The 17835-nt window shown below is 40.7% G+C and carries 14 protein-coding genes; 11 read left to right on the forward strand and 3 right to left on the reverse strand.

Annotated features, from left to right (window positions below):
- Positions 1–145 precede the first annotated feature (145 nt).
- Positions 146–970: a sugar phosphate isomerase/epimerase family protein gene (locus tag OU792_RS03685; protein WP_274669504.1), complete on the reverse strand. Its 825-nt coding sequence runs from the start codon at positions 968–970 to the stop codon at positions 146–148.
- Between the two features lie 106 nt (positions 971–1076).
- Here OU792_RS03685 and OU792_RS03690 point away from each other — a divergent pair, with 106 nt between their 5' ends.
- From OU792_RS03690 to OU792_RS03730, 9 genes are all read left to right on the forward strand, one after another.
- The gene (locus OU792_RS03690) at positions 1077–2117 is read left to right on the forward strand and encodes a 6-bladed beta-propeller (RefSeq protein ID WP_274669505.1); all 1041 of its coding nucleotides are present in this window, start codon (positions 1077–1079) and stop codon (positions 2115–2117) included.
- A 66-nt stretch (positions 2118–2183) separates the two neighbouring features.
- Positions 2184–2564: a VOC family protein gene (locus OU792_RS03695; protein WP_274669506.1), complete on the forward strand. Its 381-nt coding sequence runs from the start codon at positions 2184–2186 to the stop codon at positions 2562–2564.
- 89 nt (positions 2565–2653) lie between these two features.
- The gene (locus OU792_RS03700) at positions 2654–3958 is read left to right on the forward strand and encodes a sensor histidine kinase (protein ID WP_274669507.1); all 1305 of its coding nucleotides are present in this window, start codon (positions 2654–2656) and stop codon (positions 3956–3958) included.
- 793 nt (positions 3959–4751) lie between these two features.
- On the forward strand, positions 4752–6455 hold the full coding sequence (locus tag OU792_RS03705; RefSeq protein ID WP_274669508.1) for a GMC oxidoreductase: 1704 nt from the start codon (positions 4752–4754) through the stop codon (positions 6453–6455).
- A 37-nt stretch (positions 6456–6492) separates the two neighbouring features.
- Positions 6493–7359, forward strand: coding sequence for a sugar phosphate isomerase/epimerase family protein (locus tag OU792_RS03710; RefSeq protein ID WP_222584865.1), 867 nt, complete (start codon positions 6493–6495; stop codon positions 7357–7359).
- 125 nt (positions 7360–7484) lie between these two features.
- The gene (locus OU792_RS03715; RefSeq protein WP_274669509.1) at positions 7485–7772 is read left to right on the forward strand and encodes a hypothetical protein; all 288 of its coding nucleotides are present in this window, start codon (positions 7485–7487) and stop codon (positions 7770–7772) included.
- A 90-nt stretch (positions 7773–7862) separates the two neighbouring features.
- The gene (locus OU792_RS03720) at positions 7863–8630 is read left to right on the forward strand and encodes a carbonic anhydrase (RefSeq protein WP_274669510.1); all 768 of its coding nucleotides are present in this window, start codon (positions 7863–7865) and stop codon (positions 8628–8630) included.
- Between the two features lie 47 nt (positions 8631–8677).
- Positions 8678–9373: a DUF2490 domain-containing protein gene (locus tag OU792_RS03725; RefSeq protein WP_274669511.1), complete on the forward strand. Its 696-nt coding sequence runs from the start codon at positions 8678–8680 to the stop codon at positions 9371–9373.
- Between the two features lie 226 nt (positions 9374–9599).
- Complete coding sequence (locus tag OU792_RS03730; protein WP_274669512.1) at positions 9600–10349, forward strand: NIPSNAP family protein; 750 nt, start codon at positions 9600–9602, stop codon at positions 10347–10349.
- 65 nt (positions 10350–10414) lie between these two features.
- On the opposite strand, the gene OU792_RS03735 is transcribed toward OU792_RS03730, so the two are convergent.
- Together OU792_RS03735 and sucD are read right to left on the reverse strand one after the other, a co-directional pair.
- Positions 10415–12046: an ABC-F family ATP-binding cassette domain-containing protein gene (locus OU792_RS03735; protein ID WP_274669513.1), complete on the reverse strand. Its 1632-nt coding sequence runs from the start codon at positions 12044–12046 to the stop codon at positions 10415–10417.
- A gap of 141 nt (positions 12047–12187) precedes the next feature.
- The gene (gene sucD, locus OU792_RS03740) at positions 12188–13069 is read right to left on the reverse strand and encodes a succinate--CoA ligase subunit alpha (protein ID WP_134201838.1); all 882 of its coding nucleotides are present in this window, start codon (positions 13067–13069) and stop codon (positions 12188–12190) included.
- Between the two features lie 115 nt (positions 13070–13184).
- Here sucD and OU792_RS03745 point away from each other — a divergent pair, with 115 nt between their 5' ends.
- A complete protein-coding gene (locus OU792_RS03745; RefSeq protein WP_274669514.1) occupies positions 13185–16616 on the forward strand; it encodes an ATP-binding protein in 3432 nt (1143 codons plus the stop codon).
- A 42-nt stretch (positions 16617–16658) separates the two neighbouring features.
- Complete coding sequence (locus OU792_RS03750; protein WP_274669515.1) at positions 16659–17834, forward strand: hybrid sensor histidine kinase/response regulator; 1176 nt, start codon at positions 16659–16661, stop codon at positions 17832–17834.
- The last annotated feature ends 1 nt before the right edge of the window (position 17835 follow it).

Below are 17835 nucleotides of genomic sequence, written 5' to 3' on the forward strand. Positions count from 1 at the left end.
GTAAGGAGCTTATTTTTCTTGGTGATAGTAGAACTGACTTTAGGTAATATCAGGTTTCAAATTTTATCTTCATCGGTCATCGGTCATCCAGGCAGTAAAGCAAAAGCACTTATGTTATTGGTACCATTGCTAGCTTCGAATTAAATTACTTCAAGATACTTTGAATAAAAGCAACTGATTGAGGGATCTGCTCCACAGAGCGGCTACTTTCATCTTCTATGACTAGGTATTTGGTGCCTTGCTTTTGTGCTTCTTTGATGATTTTTGCAAGACCTACATCTCCGGTACCTAGGACAACATTTGTCTCAACATCCGCGCGGCCATCCATGCTATTGGGAGTTCCAATTTGTCGGTCCTTTAGGTGAAGCATTGGGAATTTTCCCTTATGTTTTTTCATGATTTTTAGAGGATCTCCCCCGCCCATTTTTACCCAATAAATATCCATATTGAAAGCAAAATTTTCTGCATTATCCAGCATCCAGTCTAATACGACGCCTTTGCCGGCAGGCGAGAATTCATAGCCATGAGGATGGTAAAGTAGCGTGATTCCTTCTTCCTTAAATGTTTTGCCCACCTCATTGAAAAGCGCTGTAGCAACTTTTATTTCATCCAGAGAAATAGGCCCCTCTTGGTGAGGAATCCAATAACAAGTAGCGTATTTGGCACCGTGTTTTTTGGCTTCAGCAATGATTGGCGCGGGATCTCGAAGCAATTGATTATAATCTGCGCCTACTCCAATTATTCGGAGATTGTTTTCTTGGAAAACCTGATCATATTTCTCCTGAGACATGCCATACATTCCTCCTCCTTCAATTGCACGTATGCCCCAGTCGGCAATCATTCTATAGTATTTCTCAGGATCATTGGGTAATTGATTGCGGAGAGAGTAAGTCTGAATGCCGATTTCCTGAGCAAATGACCAGGCCGGAACTGCAAGTAGAAGTGAGAGTAATAGGCTTTTGAGTTTCATTTTCGGGTTTAGTTTATTGAGAAATAGTAAATTTTAGAAAAATTAATTTCATAATCCTCAAAATGCTGATTTTTCATTAATTAGCTATAAATTGTTAGGTAAAATTATGATATCCAGAAGAAAATTTATTCAAAACTCCTCGCTCTTAGGCTTGTCTATGACCATCCGACCTGATCTTTCATTATTTCAATCAAAAGATAAAATTCTTGGACATGGCGATTTTCGCTACAAGATTGACTCCAAATGGGGAGATCTTGATCCGGATAAGTTTCCGGTGGTCAATTGTCATGAGATGGTGATGGATCGAAAGGGGCGAATGATTCTTTTGACAGACGAGCCCAAGAATAATGTCATTGTTTATGATCAATCCGGTAAGCTTTTGGATACTTGGACTCTAGGTCTACAGGCTGCACATGGCTTGACGCTAATCGATGAAGGAGATGCTGAATATCTGTGGATCTCTGATAATGGAGGAAGGGTGATTAAAACTACGCTGAATGGAACGGTAGTTTCAGAACTGGTAGACCCAAGAAAAGAAGGGATTTATGAAAGTGAAATGCGTTGGACTCCAACTGAAACGGCCGTAGCGCCCAACGGGCATTTGTATGTAGCTGATGGATATGGATCGCAGTACTTTCTTCATTATGATTCGGATGGAAATTTTATCAGAAAGTTTGGAGGTCCTGGATCCGAAGACCATCAATTCAGTACTGCTCATGGAATTGCTGTAGACCAGCGAAATGGTAAAAGCCCGACTTTGATCTGTACTTCTAGAGGTCATAATTCATTTAAGCGGTTCAGCCTTAATGGAGAATATATGGAGACCATATTTTTACCGGGTGCTTTTGTCTGCAGACCGGTAATTCATGGCGAAAATCTATATGCTGGAGTTTGTTGGTCTAGGCTCAGATACTTGGAGCAAACGCCTGATTCTGGCTTTGTAACTATTTTGGATAAGGATAATAGGGTGGTTTCGAATCCAGGAGGATCAGAGCCTGAATATCGGGACGGTGAACTTCAATTAATGAAGCAAGCGGAGCCTGTATTTAAGCATTGCCACGATGTATGTATTGATCAGGATGAAAATATATACGTCTGCCAATGGAATGCGGGAAAAACCTATCCAATCAAATTGACTAGGGTGTAGATAGTGTCTATTTAAGCTTTGTTAACCTGATTGGTTAGCTCAATTCAAAAATTAAATCTTTCAATTATGAAATCGGTCAGCGTTCAGTGGTTTGAAATACCCGTTCAGGATATGGATAGGGCTATCTCATTTTATCAGGAGGTTTTCGAGTGCGAACTATCCAAGCAGGTGATTGATGATTTTCAAATGGCTTGGTTTCCATTCGATCCGGAACAGGGTGGAGCATCAGGAAGTCTAGTTTATCACCAGGAGTTTTATGAAATAAGTCCAAAAGCTGGGGTTTTGGTTTATTTTGGTGTGGATGATTGTGCGGTGGAGCTTTCCAAAGTGGAGGCTGCTGGAGGAAAAGTGGAGATTCCAAAAAGGATGATCGCTCCAGATATTGGCTATATGGGAGTAATCATTGATTCTGAAGGAAACCGGGTTGCATTTCATTCCAATCGATAAAATAATCAAACAATAACTATGAATAATATTTCAATAGTTTGAAAATCTATTTTTCTTGTTAGTTTTATTTTCTGAAAAAAAATAAGTAGGTGCGATTTGGTTTTTTTGATTCGGAGGGGGTAAAAGGTGATCTAGTCAAGCTACAAGACAAGTCTGCTGAAATATTTGCTTTGTTGGCAGGGGTCTTAATGATTGTTTTAGGTTTCAGTGATTTTTTTATAGGTCTATCCAGTTTCATTATCATTATCAAGCTCTCATTTGCCATACCTTTTTTGACAGGGTATTGGGCTATGCGGAGATGGGGTTGGCATCAGCAGATTATTCAGGCGATGCTTCTGCTTGGGCTACTAATTGCGTCAATAAACTATCCAAATAATGAAGGATTTCGTGGTCCTACTTTATATACTATTTTTATTTTTTCTGCCGTCACGGCAATATTGATCCGAGGTTGGCAGCGGTTTTTTTGGCTGGGATTCACCTTTCTTCTATACAGTCTACTTTTTTATGGAGAGGTAAGCGGATGGTATGTGGTTGATTCTCAATATTCAAGCCTTGAAAATTTATTTTGGGACCATTGGATCACTATTCTTTGGTGTGGATTATTTATTTTTCTCGGTATCTACGTGCTCTTAAAGAATTACAGCATTCAAAATGCGGCTCTTTTGAAGGTTCAGAAGGAAAAAGATGAAGCTCTTAAGAAACTCGAGGACTTGAATCTTAAGAAAAATCAACTATTGGCTTTACTTTCCCATGACTTGAAAAGTCCTGTTGCAGTACTTCAGTCTACACTAGAAATGGTGGATCAAGGACTTTTTGATCAGGACGAAGTCAATTTGATTTTGGGAGATTTGAAAAACCAATCGGTGCATCTCAATCGGATTTTAAATAATACTTTGGGCTGGGTAATGGCCGAAATGGATGGTACAAAGGCTCAAAAGAGTCCCATAAATGTCCATGAGCTCACAGAAGAGATCGTCGATGCAATGAGAGTGCCTGCTCATCGAAAAGGGCAGCAGATAGTTCTTCAAAAACTAGGGGAGAATTTGGTCTGTGATTTAGAGGTGAATGAAGTCAAGATTATTTTGAAAAACCTATTGGATAATGCAGTTAAATTTACTCCGACCGGTGAAAATATTGAGGTCAAAGCCCAAGTCAGCAAGGAGAAGATTGAATGGAGAATTTTTAACCCTGGACACCCTATTCCCGAAAATCTTCATGGAGATATTTTTGAATTTAAGGTAAAAAGTTCTCTTGGTACACGCTCAGAAAAAGGAACTGGTCTTGGTTTGCCTCTATGTAAGAAAATAGCCGATCAACTTGAGCTGAGCCTGGGTTTTGAAGTGGATAGTGATGCTGGAAATATATTCTTTTTGGAGAAGGACTTGTCCTCATAAATCATCAATAATCACCTGTATTTTTTGAAAGCTGAATATTGTGGAAAACAGCTGAAATTTTGTGTGTAAGTTGTTTATAATTCATGTCTTTTTGGGGGATAAATTGTTAAAAAATATTATTCTGAATATTTGTCGTTTAGTGAAATAATCAACAATTTTATTTCATCAAGAAAGTAAAATATTAGGATTAAGTCCTAAATATCAGTTTGAAATTTGGATCTTGTTGGAATGCTTCTTTGGAAGTAAACTTGCAAGTTCGCGGTAGTGATCAAAGACCACAGCCCAGTGCCTAGCACAGAGGCTTGACTCCATTCACCTATTGGCCATCAAGGGTCACAATGAAGAGCAATCTAAAGTTGTTTAGGGGAGTCTAGGTTAGTTGGATTAATCTGACTTTAATGATTCACAAAGCCTTGCGAAAGTGAGGCGACCTGCGAGGTTGACAGCAATGTCAATTTGCTGCATCAAGGACTTACAGAGCCTATCGGTTTTTTTCGGAAAATCGAAATGGCTAGGTTAAAAGACCGCAAGGTTTGTCTGTAGAAGTGGCTGTCCATTGGATAACTGAGATAGAAGCTCTAAGCAATTAGACTTCGTCTAATACTTATCTTGACGCAGTCAAGTACTACGGTAATTGACTGTGAAGCGGAGAGTGACTTCAAAGGTTGCTTTCCGCTTTTTTTATTCTTTCTGTCTAAACCCGTTTGTCAGGATTTTTTTACCTTTTGCGGTTTATTGATAGTATAATGTTTTGAATTTTGGTTATTTATCAATCCTTATCAATCCGCTGAAAATGGCAAATCTGAATACAAAAGCAAAGTCCGAAACAACCTATGATGCAATCGTAATTGGCTCTGGTGCCAGCGGTGGCTGGGCAGCGAAGGAACTTTGCGAAAATGGATTAAAGACCTTGGTTCTGGAAAGAGGACGAATGGTCAGGCATATTGAAGATTATCCTACAGCATCTAAGGCACCATGGGAATTTGAGTTTAGAGGTACAGTGCCCATAGAAAAAAGATCCGGGATAGGTGCAGCACGTTGGGGAAGAGAGGAGACGATGCATTGGGCTCTGGCAGAAGATGAACAACCAATCATTGAAGAGAAGCCTTTTCGTTGGTTTCGGGGATATCATGTTGGGGGGAAATCCTTGCTTTGGGCTAGAGGGACTCAGCGCTGGTCTGACTATGATCTAGAAGGTCCTGCAAGGGATGGCTATGCGGTTGATTGGCCTATTCGATACAAAGACTTGGAGCCTTGGTACAATCATGTGGAGCGTTTCGTAGGTTTTTGTGGCTCGAAGGATGGTCTGCCGGAGCTTCCTGATCAGATTGTTCAGCCAGGTTTTGAATTAAGTTGTATCGAAAAATATTACAGCGAGCAGCTGAAAAGCATTTATGGTGATCGGCATTTGATCCAAGGAAGATGTGCACACCTGACCGACCCGCAGGAAATACACAAGCAGCAAGGGAGAAACAAGTGCCAGCATCAGAATATGTGTAATCGAGGCTGCATCTATGGGGGCTATTTTTCAGCAAATGCATCCACTTTGCCTTGGGCAGAAAAGACTGGAAATTTGACTATTCGTCCAGACTCTGTAGTTGAGTCGATTATTTATGATGAGGAAAAGGGACGAGCAATCGGTGTTCGGATAATAGACCGACATACTAAGGAGGCTACGGAATTTTATTCCAAAATAATATTTGTCAACGCTTCTACCATTAACTCTAATGCTATCCTGCTAAACTCTAAATCAAGCCGTTTTCCAAATGGACTTGGAAATGATAATGGATTGATGGGTAAGTTTATGGCTTGTCATAATTATAGGGGTAAAGGAAATGCCTCTTTCGAAGGGTTTTTTGATCAAGCTACTGAGGGAAGGCATCCCGGCCATGCCTATGTACCTAGGTTTCGCAATGTCTTCAGGCAAGACACTGATTTCCTCCGCGGCTATGCAATAGGAATGGCAGGAGGAAGAAGGGTAGATACCGACACTTCAGGAATAGGTCATCAGTTGAGAGATAATCTTCTCAACAGGCAATATGGTGTTTGGACCATGGCAGCTTGGATGCAGGGAGAAGTCATTCCGATTGAGTCTAATCATATGAGATTGAGCGAAACTGAAACCGATAAGTATGGAATTCCAAAAATCATTATGTCAGTCGAGTGGACCGAAAATGATGATAAAATGACTCAGGATTTTCTCGAGCAGCAGTCTGAGATGTATGAGCGCATGGGTTTCAAAAATATTAATGTGACGGATACCAAAGCTCCTCCTGGATCTGATATTCATGAAATGGGTGGAGTAAGAATGGGGAGAGATCCCAAAACATCACTTCTAAATGAATTCAATCAGCTTCATGCCTGTCCTAATGTATTTGTGACAGATGGAGCTTGTATGACTAGTACCAGTACACAGAATCCGACACTCATGTTTATGACCTTGACGGCTAGAGCAGCGAATTACGCCGTAGAGGAGCTAAAGAAACAGAATTTGTAAGAAGATGTACTTCCTTTAAACCCTTAACCCCCAGCAAATGAAAAATCTACTTTTGGTACTTTGTCTTTTAGGCGGAATGACAACCTTGCCAAAGGAATCTTTAGCCCAAAAAAAGGGAGATCCTATGTTTCAGGTCCCACTTGGAATTGCGGCTTATACCTTTCGCAACCAATGGGAAAATGGAATTTCGGAGACCCTGGATATTATTCAGGAGATGGGCTTCAAAGAATATGAGGGAGGTGTTCCCAATGGAGTTAGCCCCGATGAATTTAAAGCAATGTTGAACTCCCGAGGGATTTCCATTCCCTCTACAGGCACTGGTTTTGAACAATTGGAGTCGAATCCTCAGGCAGTAGCAGAGCGAGCCAAAGCCTTAGGTGTTAAATATGTAATGTGCGCCTGGATTCCCCATCAGCGAGGACAATTTTCCAAAGAGGATGCTGATCGGGCTATTGAAGCTTTCAATAAGGGAGGAGAGGTATTGAAGGAAAATGGATTGATCTTCAAATATCATGTTCATGGCTATGAATTTCAGCCTTATGAAGGAGAAACGCTCTTCGACTATTTAGTGAAGAATACCAATCCTGAATACGTAGCGCTTCAGATGGACGTGATGTGGACTCATTTTGGTGGAGCGGACCCAGCTTCTTTGCTCAAAAAGTATGGGAAGCGTTGGGTATCCTTGCACTTGAAAGACTTCCGGAAGGATGCTCCCAAAGATATGACTGGTTTGACCGGTCCTGAAAATGATGTTCCTTTGGGTGAGGGGGAGTTGGATTTTCCGAGTATCCTTCGAGAGGCAAACAAAATCGGAATCAAGCACATGTTTATCGAGGATGAAAGCGATCATGAGCTTGAAGCACTACCCAAAAGCATTGCTTATCTTAAAAGCTTGAGGTATTAGAATCCAAAAGCAACTTATTCAAAAGCCACTTCCAGAGAAGTGGCTTTTTTGTTGGATTCAAAATAATTATGATTGTTAGAAACTTTTTCAATACATAAAGGTTCTTTATTACTCGAATAAAAAATATGCGTTTAGCTCTTTTCTTTTCTTTTCTGATTTTGATTCCCGTTTTGACGAGTTCCATTAGTGTTTCAGATGCTGAAAACAGCATCTTTTCTATTCAACTAGTGGAAAACTTGGATGGTGAAGAGGAAAAAAAAGATTCTAAAGAGAAATCAAATTTCTACTCCGATTTCTCCAGTAACGAGCTTTTTAGAGCCTTTTGTGTGGAGCTATCAACTTCCACAAATGTGATTTTTTCAATTCCTGATGGTGCAAGAATATCCATAGATTTCCCTCCTGAATTAGTTTGATTTCATCTCTTTTTTGAAACGTACCAATACCTGATTTAAGGCATTGGGAGGTTTTGCATTTTCCTAAATCAACTAATTAATATTTTCAAAATGAAAAATCTATTTAAAAGTTTATTTCTAATTATCATATTCTATTTGGCAATCATTCCCCTGGTAAATGGACAGGAGCTTTCATCCACGGTTCAAAAAGGATTAGGACTTGAAGCGGGGCAATATTTTGCAGATCGCGACAGCGCCTACCTGGATCCCTATTATGGTTTAAAAAAATTGATCTATGGGAATAGGCGTTTTGCTGAAGATAAGAGCATTAGGCCAAGACAAACAGATGCTGATTTGAAGAGCAATGAAGCCGGACAGTCGCCTTTTGCGGTCATCATTGGATGTGCCGATAGCAGAGTGCCAAACGAAATTATCTTTGACCAAGGAGTAGGGGATCTTTTTATCACACGCACTGCTGGGCAGGTCATGGCTGAGGCTTCCTATGGGACTATTGAATATGCGGTGGAGGTCTTGAAAACCAAGCTAATAGTAGTATTGGGTCATGAGTCATGTGGTGCAGTGGATGCAGCTATGAAATTGCCAGCAAATCCTCCGGGTCACGTCGTGACGCTAATCAATGCGATAAAACCAGCATCGCTGCGTGCCAAAGCAGAAAACCTACCGGCAAAAGAAGCTCTCAATTATGCAGTCAAAGAAAATGTGATTGAGCAGGTCAATTTATTGCGAGGATTAGAGCCGGTACTGAGTAGAAAATCCGATTGGGGCGAAGTCCTGATTGTAGGAGCTGTATACAATCTGCAGTCTGGCTATGTGCATTTCATCGAGGAGACGATCACCTCACTTCCAAAATTCAACTAATTCCATCAATGCAGCTGGCATTTGGTCGGCTGCTAATTCGAGGTGATATGAAAAAGGTATTGTTGATTTGTGTGGTGATGAGCTTGGCTATTTCTAGTAGAGCGCAGACTGAGGTTGATGATAGTCAATTGGGGGCTTGGTTTATGTATTTCTTCAATAAGAAATTTGGTGACAGTCAATTTGGAATCCAAGGAGACTATCAGTTTCGATATTGGAATATGGGTTCAGACTTGGAACAAATATTACTTCGGACTGGATTCACTTATACACCCAAGAATACGAATGTGATGTTTACGCTAGGTTATGCCTTTATATCCTCCGGCGAATTTGGGGAAGGTGATGCTACTACTCCTGAAAACCGAATTTATCAAGAGGCTCTCCTGCCCCAAAAGCTAGGTAATCGGGTGTATTTGACACACCGATTTCGGTATGAACAGCGGTGGGTTCAAAATCAAGACTTCAGGACTCGATACCGGTACAATTTGTTTATCAATGTTCCCATCAACGGAACGGAGTTGAGGAAGAATGCACTTTATGCAGCGCTTTACAATGAAATATTCATTAATGGACAGACTGATATAGGAGATGGGCGCATGGTGGAGCGATTCGATCGAAACCGTACCTATTTAGGGCTGGGGTTTGGCCTTCGGGACAATCTTCGCCTTCAGGTAGGTTGGATGAATCAAACTACCTCACAGTGGAGTAAAGGACAGACTCAGTTGAGTCTTCATCACAGTTTCTAAACCTGTGTTGTTAAATTGAAGAAGCGGAAGCCCCAAAAAGATTCTATTTTTGGGGCTTTTTATAGGATGAAATCATCTGTAGAAACTACTATTTTCCACCTCTTTTTGGAGCAAGCTAGATGCTTTTGACTATTTCAAATTGATTAGTGTAAGAGGTAAAAAAGACTTCTTTTTTTTATGGATTGAATACCCTACTTTGATTTGTCAAACCAATCCCATTTAAAAGATGAAACTTAAGCTTCTCACCCTACTCTTCCTCTTATTTTCAGTACCTGTTTTAGCACAGGAATCGCCTCTAAAAAACGCCACCTATTTCGAGCTAAGAATTTACACCGCACATGAGGGGAAGTTACCGGATCTGATCAACCGGTTTAAGAACCATACGATGGGTCTTTTTGAAAAAGCCGGGATGACGAATGTGGCTTATTTTGAACCGGTGGAAAATGATGAAAATAAGCTCTACTACATCCTTGGATATCCGGACAAAGCCTCCCGCGATCGAATGTGGCAGATCTTTCTGAATGATCCTGACTGGAAAGCTGCTTACGAAAAGTCAAGAGAAAATGGTCCCTTGGTCGCTAAAATTGAGGAGCAGTTTATGACTTTAGCATCTGGTCTAAATGAAGGTGATTTCAATCAAAAATCCGGTATTTTTCAATTGCGAACTTATTACTGCTATGATGGAAAGATTGATGATATTCAAAAGCGTTTTAAAAATCATACCCAAGCTTTATTCGAGAAGCAGGGCCTAATCAACTATCCCTATTTTTTGACGGAGGAAAATGATGGGTCTCAACCCAAATTGGTTTATTTGCTAGGACACCGTGACCGGGGACAATTTGACCAAGCATTTGATAATTTCAGAAAAGATCCAGATTGGATTAAAGCAAGGGATGCTTCTGAGGAAAATGGAAAAATCGTTGAGCGAGTGGATGCGGTTTATTTAAAAGCACTTCCTTTCTCACCCATGAAATAATTTTCGGTAAAGCTAAAGAGGTGAATAGTTTACGACACTATTTACCTCTTATAGTTTACCATATTTCACCTTTCTACTTCTTTCAGATTTTCAATTTTTTTATTGCGCAGAAAGCCATTGATGTCTTCGAAGTGCTCTCGAACTCGTTTATTCCCAAATTCAAACACCTTGTTCACCAAGCCATCTAAAAAGTCCCGGTCATGCGACACGACTATGAGTGTGCCATCAAAAGCCTTCAATGCATCTTTGATGATATCTTTGGTGCGCATATCCAGGTGATTGGTAGGCTCATCCAAAATCAAAAGGTTCACTGGTTCCAATAACAATTTGATCATTGCCAACCGAGTCTTTTCCCCGCCAGAGAGCACCTTGACTTTTTTGTTGATATCATCTCCCTTAAACATAAAGGCTCCTAGCAAATCCTTGATTTTGGTTCGGATTTCTCCTACAGCAATCTGGTCGATTGTCTCGAAGATGGTTAGACTCTCATCCAAAAGGGAAGCTTGATTTTGGGCAAAGTATCCTACTAGGGCATTATGTCCCAATTCGCACTTTCCTTCTACATCAATCTCTCCCATGATCGCTTTGATCATAGTAGATTTTCCTTCTCCATTTTTCCCGACAAAAGCTACTTTTTGTCCTTGCTCGATGGTCATGGAAGCATCTTTAAAGACCACATGGTCTCCGTAGGATTTGCTCAATTCCTCTACAATTACAGGATACTTGCCTGAACGGGGAGAAGGAGGGAAACGAAGCTTTAAAGCAGAGGTGTCTACTTCATCCACTTCGATTAACTCCAGTTTTTCGAGCATTTTAACCCGAGACTGTACCTGAAGGGTTTTGGAATAGGTGCCTTTGAACCGTTCAATGAATTCTGTAGTCTCAGCGATAAAGCGCTGCTGCTCTTCGTAATGCTTTTGCTGCTGCTCTCTTCTTTCTTTCCTAAGTTCCAAATAGTGGGAATATTTGGCTTTGTAATCATAGATTCTACCCATAGTCACCTCGATCGTTCGGGTGGTGATATTATCTACAAAAGCCCGGTCGTGAGAAATAACCACTACTGCTTTGGCCTTATTCATTAGAAAATCTTCCAACCATTGAATTGACTCAATATCCAAATGGTTGGTGGGTTCGTCTAGGAGGATAAGATCTGGATCTTGTAGTAAGATTTTTGCCAACTCGATGCGCATTCTCCATCCTCCCGAAAACTCAGAAGTAGATCGGGTTAGATCTTCTCTTTCAAATCCTAATCCCAATAATACTTTTTCCACCTCTGCCTCATAGTTAATTTCTTCGATTGCGTAGAATTTCTCGCTGAGGTCCGAAACCTTTTCAATCAGCTTGTAATAATCTTCCGATTCATAGTCTGTACGTTCGGTCAACTCTTGATTGATCCGGTCGATTTCAGATTTCATATTAAGATAGCTTGAAAAGGCCTTGGCAGTTTCCTCAGCCACTGTGCAGTCATCTGAAGTAAGGAGGTGCTGCGGAAGGTATGCGACGACGAAGTCCTTTGGTGCGGAAACAGCCCCGGAACTTGGCTTGGTCTCCCCGGCTATGATTTTCAATAGAGTAGATTTGCCGGCTCCGTTTTTACCCATCAGGGCGATTTTATCATTTGGATTGATGGCAAAAGAAACATTGCTGAAAAGGGTGCTGCCGCTGTGAATGACCGCGACGTTATCTACTGAGATCATAGGTAAATGAATTGATGCCGCAAAGGTAGTGATTTGAATATTGAAAAATCAGACTTGGTCAAATCATAAAAAAACCGCCCCGAAATCAATCGAAGCGGCTTTCAAAACATCCGAAATCAAACATCGGACATCATACATTTATCATGCGTTTACCCCTAGGGCTTTAGCCATGGTTGCGCCGATCTCTGCTGGAGACTCTGCAACGTAAATTCCGTTTTCTTTCATGATGCGCATTTTGGCAGCTGCTGTATCGTCCGCTCCACCGATGATAGCACCGGCATGGCCCATTCTACGTCCTGGAGGTGCAGTCTGTCCAGCGATAAATCCTACGACTGGCTTCTTATTACCTGTTTCCCGGATCCACTTAGCCGCTTCAGCTTCGTAGTTTCCGCCGATTTCACCAATCATGACGATAGCATCTGTCTCTGGGTCATTCATCAGCATTTCTACAGCCTGCTTGGTCGAAGTACCAATGATTGGGTCTCCGCCGATTCCGATGGCAGTAGATACACCAAGACCGGCTTTTGCTACTTGGTCAGCAGCTTCGTAGGTCAAAGTTCCTGACTTGGATACGATACCGATTCTACCTTTTTTGAATACAAAACCTGGCATAATACCTACTTTTGCTTCTCCTGGTGTGATAACTCCAGGGCAGTTTGGACCGATCAAAACAGCTCCACGCTCTTTGATGTATGGCTTGGCCTTCATCATGTCAGCCACAGGAATTCCCTCTGTGATGGCAATGATTACCTTGATTCCAGCATCTGCTGCTTCCATGATAGCGTCTGCTGCAAAAGCAGGTGGTACAAAAATAATGGATGTGTCTGCACCAGTCTCTGCCACAGCCTCTTCGACGGAGTTGAATACCGGTTTGCCTAAATGCATGGAACCTCCTTTACCTGGAGTCACACCACCTACTACTTGGGTGCCGTATTCGATCATTTGCTGGGCGTGGAAAGAACCTTCAGAACCGGTAAATCCCTGTACAATTACTTTGGAGTTTTTATTGACTAGTACACTCATGCTTGCTTAGATAAAGTTTGGCACAAAAATAAAAGAAAGCACCCGCTGACAAAAAGAAATGTAAAACAATATGCATTCAAAATTACGATTCTGATCTTTTTCTATCTTAGGGCTTATGAAACGATTGTTTGATATCTACCTCATTTTCTTTTTAATATTCCCTTTGGCAGGAATGGGGCAGTCTTTTCAGTATGATACCAATCCCAAAGGAGTAAGATTGCCGGTGCAAAATATTTTTCAAGTGGAGCAGGATACCTTGGGTAGAATTTGGTTTTCCACCACTCGAGGCGTTTTTTTTTCAGATGGAATTCAAACTTATTCCTTGCCAGATAGCCTAAATGCCAAATTTGACTACCAAATCGCTTTGCATATTGATGAGGACGGAAGCGTGTGGTTGTATAATGACCGGGGACAAATGCGATTTTTCAAGGGTGGTTATGGGACTTGGGAAGAAGTCTTTTTTACGGAAATAGATAATTCACCTCAGTTTAGTTTTATACAATTTCTAAGCAGAGGGAAAGGTAGTGATAAGGAATTTGTCATAAATACTTCTGAAGGCTTGAATTATTCTCGTGAAGAAGGGAGGTTTATAATGCTTTCCGATCCTGATAAAATCAACTCCAAGTTATCTTTTCTTGGAGGAACTGCTGTCTCACCCGTATTTTATTTTCTTGGTAAAGAGCCCTTGGTTTTAAGTGGTGGAGAATGGAAGCCTTACCCACTTAAGGGTCTACCGCTTCCCTCTCCTCCTGCTATGGTCATGGAAAACCCAGCAACTGGAGAGTTTTATTTTTTGGGCAACGGCTACCTAGCAAGTGGTCCCTATGAAAATCAACCTGAAAAGCTTGTAGATCGGGATTTTACTTATCCATACCCTTATGATACTGACTTATATGGATTGAGTTTTCACTCGGGGAGTGTTTTTTACCATTTCAATTCAAGTCTTAGAAAAAGAAGACTTGGAGCATCACGATCACTGATCATCGATTCGCAAGATATTTTTGGGGTTTTTTTGCTTCAGGATTTTCTTATTGATCAAGAAGGTTTGCTTTGGCTGGCAAGTAGCCGAGGACTTGCCAATATTAATAACCTTGCTATTCAAAACTACACCAAATCCTATTCAGGTCTCTTAGCAAATGAAGTGACGGCGATTACGCTTTTGCCGACGGGAGAATATCTTTTGGGTTTCAATAATGGAATTCAAAAATTCTCAAGATCAGGGATTGAAACTCTTTATGAGTATCCTAGTCCTGAAGGCATCCCTACAAGTCGAATCGTAAATTTTTCTACTGATTCTAAAAACTCGGTTTGGTTTTCGGCTACACTAAATGGACTGGGTAGGTACGACTTAAATACTGGAGAAATTGAGATTTTTCCTGCGCCCGAAGGAGATAATGTTTCCTCCGTTCAGGTGGAAGGAGACAGCTTAATCATTACGAGTTCCAAAAATATTTTTTTTGCAAAGATTACTGATAGAGGAGAAGCCCTTTTTAAAAATGGCTTAGAACGTCAGATTAATGAGATTTTTGAGAAAGGATTTTATCATCTTCGAAAGGCAAAAAAACTTCGGGATGGGAAATTGATGGTGATGAGGGCAGGGAGATTGGAAAATCCAGACCCTTTGATCCAAAAACCTGGACTATGTATCGCAGAGGGATATGATTTCCTAGAAACGCCTGATGGCATTTTATTAGGGACTGAGTCTGGGCTAAAGATGATCCAAGGAGAATCAGTAGTTCCATTTTTTCCAGCTGGCCGTACAATAAAAAACCCTGTTTTTTCAATTCTTCAAGATTCCAAAGGAGCATTGTGGTTTGGTACTGATGATGGTTTTTACAAATATGAAAAAGACTCGCTAGTTCATTTCACCGAAAAACTAGGACTTCCAAATAATGAGACCAATCGGGGGGCTTTGATAGAGGGAAACGATCAACGAATCATGATCGGAACCATTGAGGGGCTGTCTATTTATTTTCAGGAAGAAAAATTCATCGCCTCAGGAAAACCTAAAATCTCCATAAATGGCATAAATGCAGGCTCGAGTGCCATTACTTGGGAAAAAACCGTAGAAATACCATTTGAAGAAAATAGCCTTGAGGTAGATTTTTCTGCAATTGGATTTAATCGAGAAAAAGAGCTTTGGGTGCACTATCGGTTATTAGGTTTTGATGGAAGCTGGAAGATTTTAAAAAATCCACAATCCAATCAAATTTTCTATCCGAATCTTCCACCGGGAGACTATCAATTCGAGATAAAGTCATCTTACGAAAATTACCGGATGACCGAGACTATTTCTACCGCAGAGATGAGGATTCTCCAACCCTTTTATTTTAGATTCTGGTTTTTGGCTTTGGTTTCCCTTTTTCTGATTGGGGTTGGGTTTTTGGTCAGTTCATTTAGTTCTCAGCTTCGAAAGCTAGGGATATTGGAGTCGGCAGTTGATAAGAAGGAAAAGGAGAAAATTCGTGCCGAAGAGCAGTTTAAGAATGTCTGGGATAGCTCAAAAGATGCACTAGTATTGACTCTTGATGGTCAGGAAATCGTAGCAGTCAACCCTGTTTTCGAAAAGTGGTCTCTTCAGAAAGAGGGAAATTTACTAGGCCAGGTTCTCCATGACGCCATCAATGATTCTGTTTTTTTTAAGTCGTATATGCAAGAACTTGAAGCGAATAATCTTCCTGGTTTTTCTTTTAGCTGTCAGGTTTTCTGGCCTTTAGGAAAAATGGAAAATGAAGTTTATACCAAAGAAATCCCCTCCCAATTCGAAGGCAAAAGGTTGTTACTTACAGTTTTCAGGGATGTGACGGTGGAGAAAGAAATCGAACATAAACTTAGGGAGGCCAAAGATCGTGCAGAAGAGGCTAATCGATTTAAAACCAGTCTCCTGTCGAATGTCAGTCATGAAATTCGAACTCCGCTAAATGTGATTTTGGGAGGCACCGAGCATGTGATGATGACTCGGAAAAATGACTCAAAACTTTTATCCGAGTTGGAAATAATTCTTCAAAGTGGTGAGCGATTGCTATCTACCATCAATTCCATTTTGGATATGGCTAAAATTGAGGCCAAAAAACTTGAAATCGTTAAGCAACAAACTGATGTTATCGCTTTCATAAAGAAGATTGTATATCCATTATCTTCTTTGGCCGAAAAAAAGGGGCTCATATTGGAGGAAAATTACCCTAAGACTGAGGTGCAGGGATTCATTGATCAGCGATTTACAACCATTATCCTGAATAATTTAATTGGAAATGCGATCAAATATTCTGAGAAGGGAAGGATTCAAGTAGGTGTTTCCCAAGAAGATGATTGGTTGAATATTTTGGTTAAAGATGAGGGTATCGGGATTTCCCCTGAATTTTTGGAAAAGGTATTTGATCCTTTTGAGCAGGAAAGTACAGGTAATGGGCGCAAATTTGACGGTACAGGACTAGGGATGACGATAACGCATAGTCTGGTGAAAATGCTGGAAGGAAAAATCCAAATCGATAGTGAAAAAGGGAAGGGTACAACCGTAATCGTACAGATTCCCTTGTCGGAAATATAAATTTTGTATTTTTCCCACCTAATCCAATTTGAACTCGACTAGATGTTTTCCTTAAAAATTCTCATCGTAGAAGATGACTCGGTATCGGCACTTTTGCTTCAGCGAGCTCTTGAAAAAAATAACCATCAAATAATCGGTGTGGCTGATACTGGGGAAAAAGCCTTGGAACTCCTTGAACAGCAGCCAGCTGATATTGTCATGATGGATATTAATCTGGCAGGAGACTTAGATGGAATCAAGACAACCGAAATAATCAATGAGAAATATGATATTCCTGTTGTCTACTTGAGTGCGAGTTCGGATGCAGAGACACTTAATAAGGTGGTGGGAACCAACCCTAGTGCTTATGTAATTAAGCCGTTTAATATCCGAGAATTAAATATGGTTATCGAACTGGCCATATTCAAGGATAGAAAAGAGAAGGAGCTGCAAAAACTCAATAATGAACTGGAGGAAAAAGTAAAACTCCGGACGGCAGAGCTCTATGAAGCCAATAAAGAGCTTACCAAGGCTTTGGAAAAGGAGCGGGAGATTAATGAGCTGAAATCGAGGATCGTCTTGAATGTATCTCACGGTTTTAAGACTCCGCTTACTTCTATTCTCAGTTCCGCCCAACTTTTACAGATGTATGCTGAAAAGGATCATCCCTTTAAGCAAAAGATCAGTAAGCATGCATTTAAGATCGAGAACTCTGTCCGAGCACTTAATAATCTTTTAACGAGTGTCCTGTTTTTTGGAAAGGCAGATGCAAATCAAATGGAGTACAAACCTAAAAAGTTGTTTTTGGGTGCATTTGTGAAGGAGGTACTAGACACTACACAGGCAGGAGTGGAAAACGGCGTAAAGGTCAAAACCAATTTGGGAAAACTGCCAAAGACAATCACATCGGACCAGGATTTACTCTATCAGGTTTTTGAAAATTTGCTATCCAATGCCATCAAATACTCCAAGGATAATGGAGAGGTGATTTTCAATTTGGATTACGAAGACGGGATGTTAAAAGGAAAAATTGAAGATTCTGGAATTGGTATACCTAAATCAGAACAAAGCCAACTCTATGACCGTTTTTTTAGAGCTAGAAACGTTGGAATCGTAGAAGGTTCGGGGCTTGGCCTGTCAATCGTAAAAAAGTGCTTGGAAGTAATGAAGGGTGAAATCAATTTTACGAGCGAAGTAGGTAGAGGCACTACCTTTGAAGTATCGATTCCCGTAAAATAAT

Origin of the sequence: Algoriphagus sp. NF (assembly GCF_028823735.1) — a bacterium.
GTDB classification, from domain to species: domain Bacteria; phylum Bacteroidota; class Bacteroidia; order Cytophagales; family Cyclobacteriaceae; genus Algoriphagus; species Algoriphagus marincola.

Excerpts from the sequence above, each read along its gene's own strand:
- OU792_RS03735 (WP_274669513.1), bottom strand. The coding sequence starts at position 12,046 with ATGATCTCAGTAGATAACGTCGCGGTCATTCACAGCGGCAGCACCCTT.
- OU792_RS03745 (WP_274669514.1), top strand. The coding sequence starts at position 13,185 with ATGAAACGATTGTTTGATATCTACCTCATTTTCTTTTTAATATTCCCT.
- OU792_RS03690 (WP_274669505.1), top strand. The coding sequence starts at position 1,077 with ATGATATCCAGAAGAAAATTTATTCAAAACTCCTCGCTCTTAGGCTTG.
- OU792_RS03685 (WP_274669504.1), bottom strand. The coding sequence starts at position 970 with ATGAAACTCAAAAGCCTATTACTCTCACTTCTACTTGCAGTTCCGGCC.
- OU792_RS03750 (WP_274669515.1), top strand. The coding sequence starts at position 16,659 with ATGTTTTCCTTAAAAATTCTCATCGTAGAAGATGACTCGGTATCGGCA.
- OU792_RS03695 (WP_274669506.1), top strand. The coding sequence starts at position 2,184 with ATGAAATCGGTCAGCGTTCAGTGGTTTGAAATACCCGTTCAGGATATG.
- OU792_RS03725 (WP_274669511.1), top strand. The coding sequence starts at position 8,678 with ATGAAAAAGGTATTGTTGATTTGTGTGGTGATGAGCTTGGCTATTTCT.
- OU792_RS03710 (WP_222584865.1), top strand. The coding sequence starts at position 6,493 with ATGAAAAATCTACTTTTGGTACTTTGTCTTTTAGGCGGAATGACAACC.
- OU792_RS03730 (WP_274669512.1), top strand. The coding sequence starts at position 9,600 with ATGAAACTTAAGCTTCTCACCCTACTCTTCCTCTTATTTTCAGTACCT.
- OU792_RS03705 (WP_274669508.1), top strand. The coding sequence starts at position 4,752 with ATGGCAAATCTGAATACAAAAGCAAAGTCCGAAACAACCTATGATGCA.
- OU792_RS03720 (WP_274669510.1), top strand. The coding sequence starts at position 7,863 with ATGAAAAATCTATTTAAAAGTTTATTTCTAATTATCATATTCTATTTG.
- OU792_RS03715 (WP_274669509.1), top strand. The coding sequence starts at position 7,485 with ATGCGTTTAGCTCTTTTCTTTTCTTTTCTGATTTTGATTCCCGTTTTG.
- sucD (WP_134201838.1), bottom strand. The coding sequence starts at position 13,069 with ATGAGTGTACTAGTCAATAAAAACTCCAAAGTAATTGTACAGGGATTT.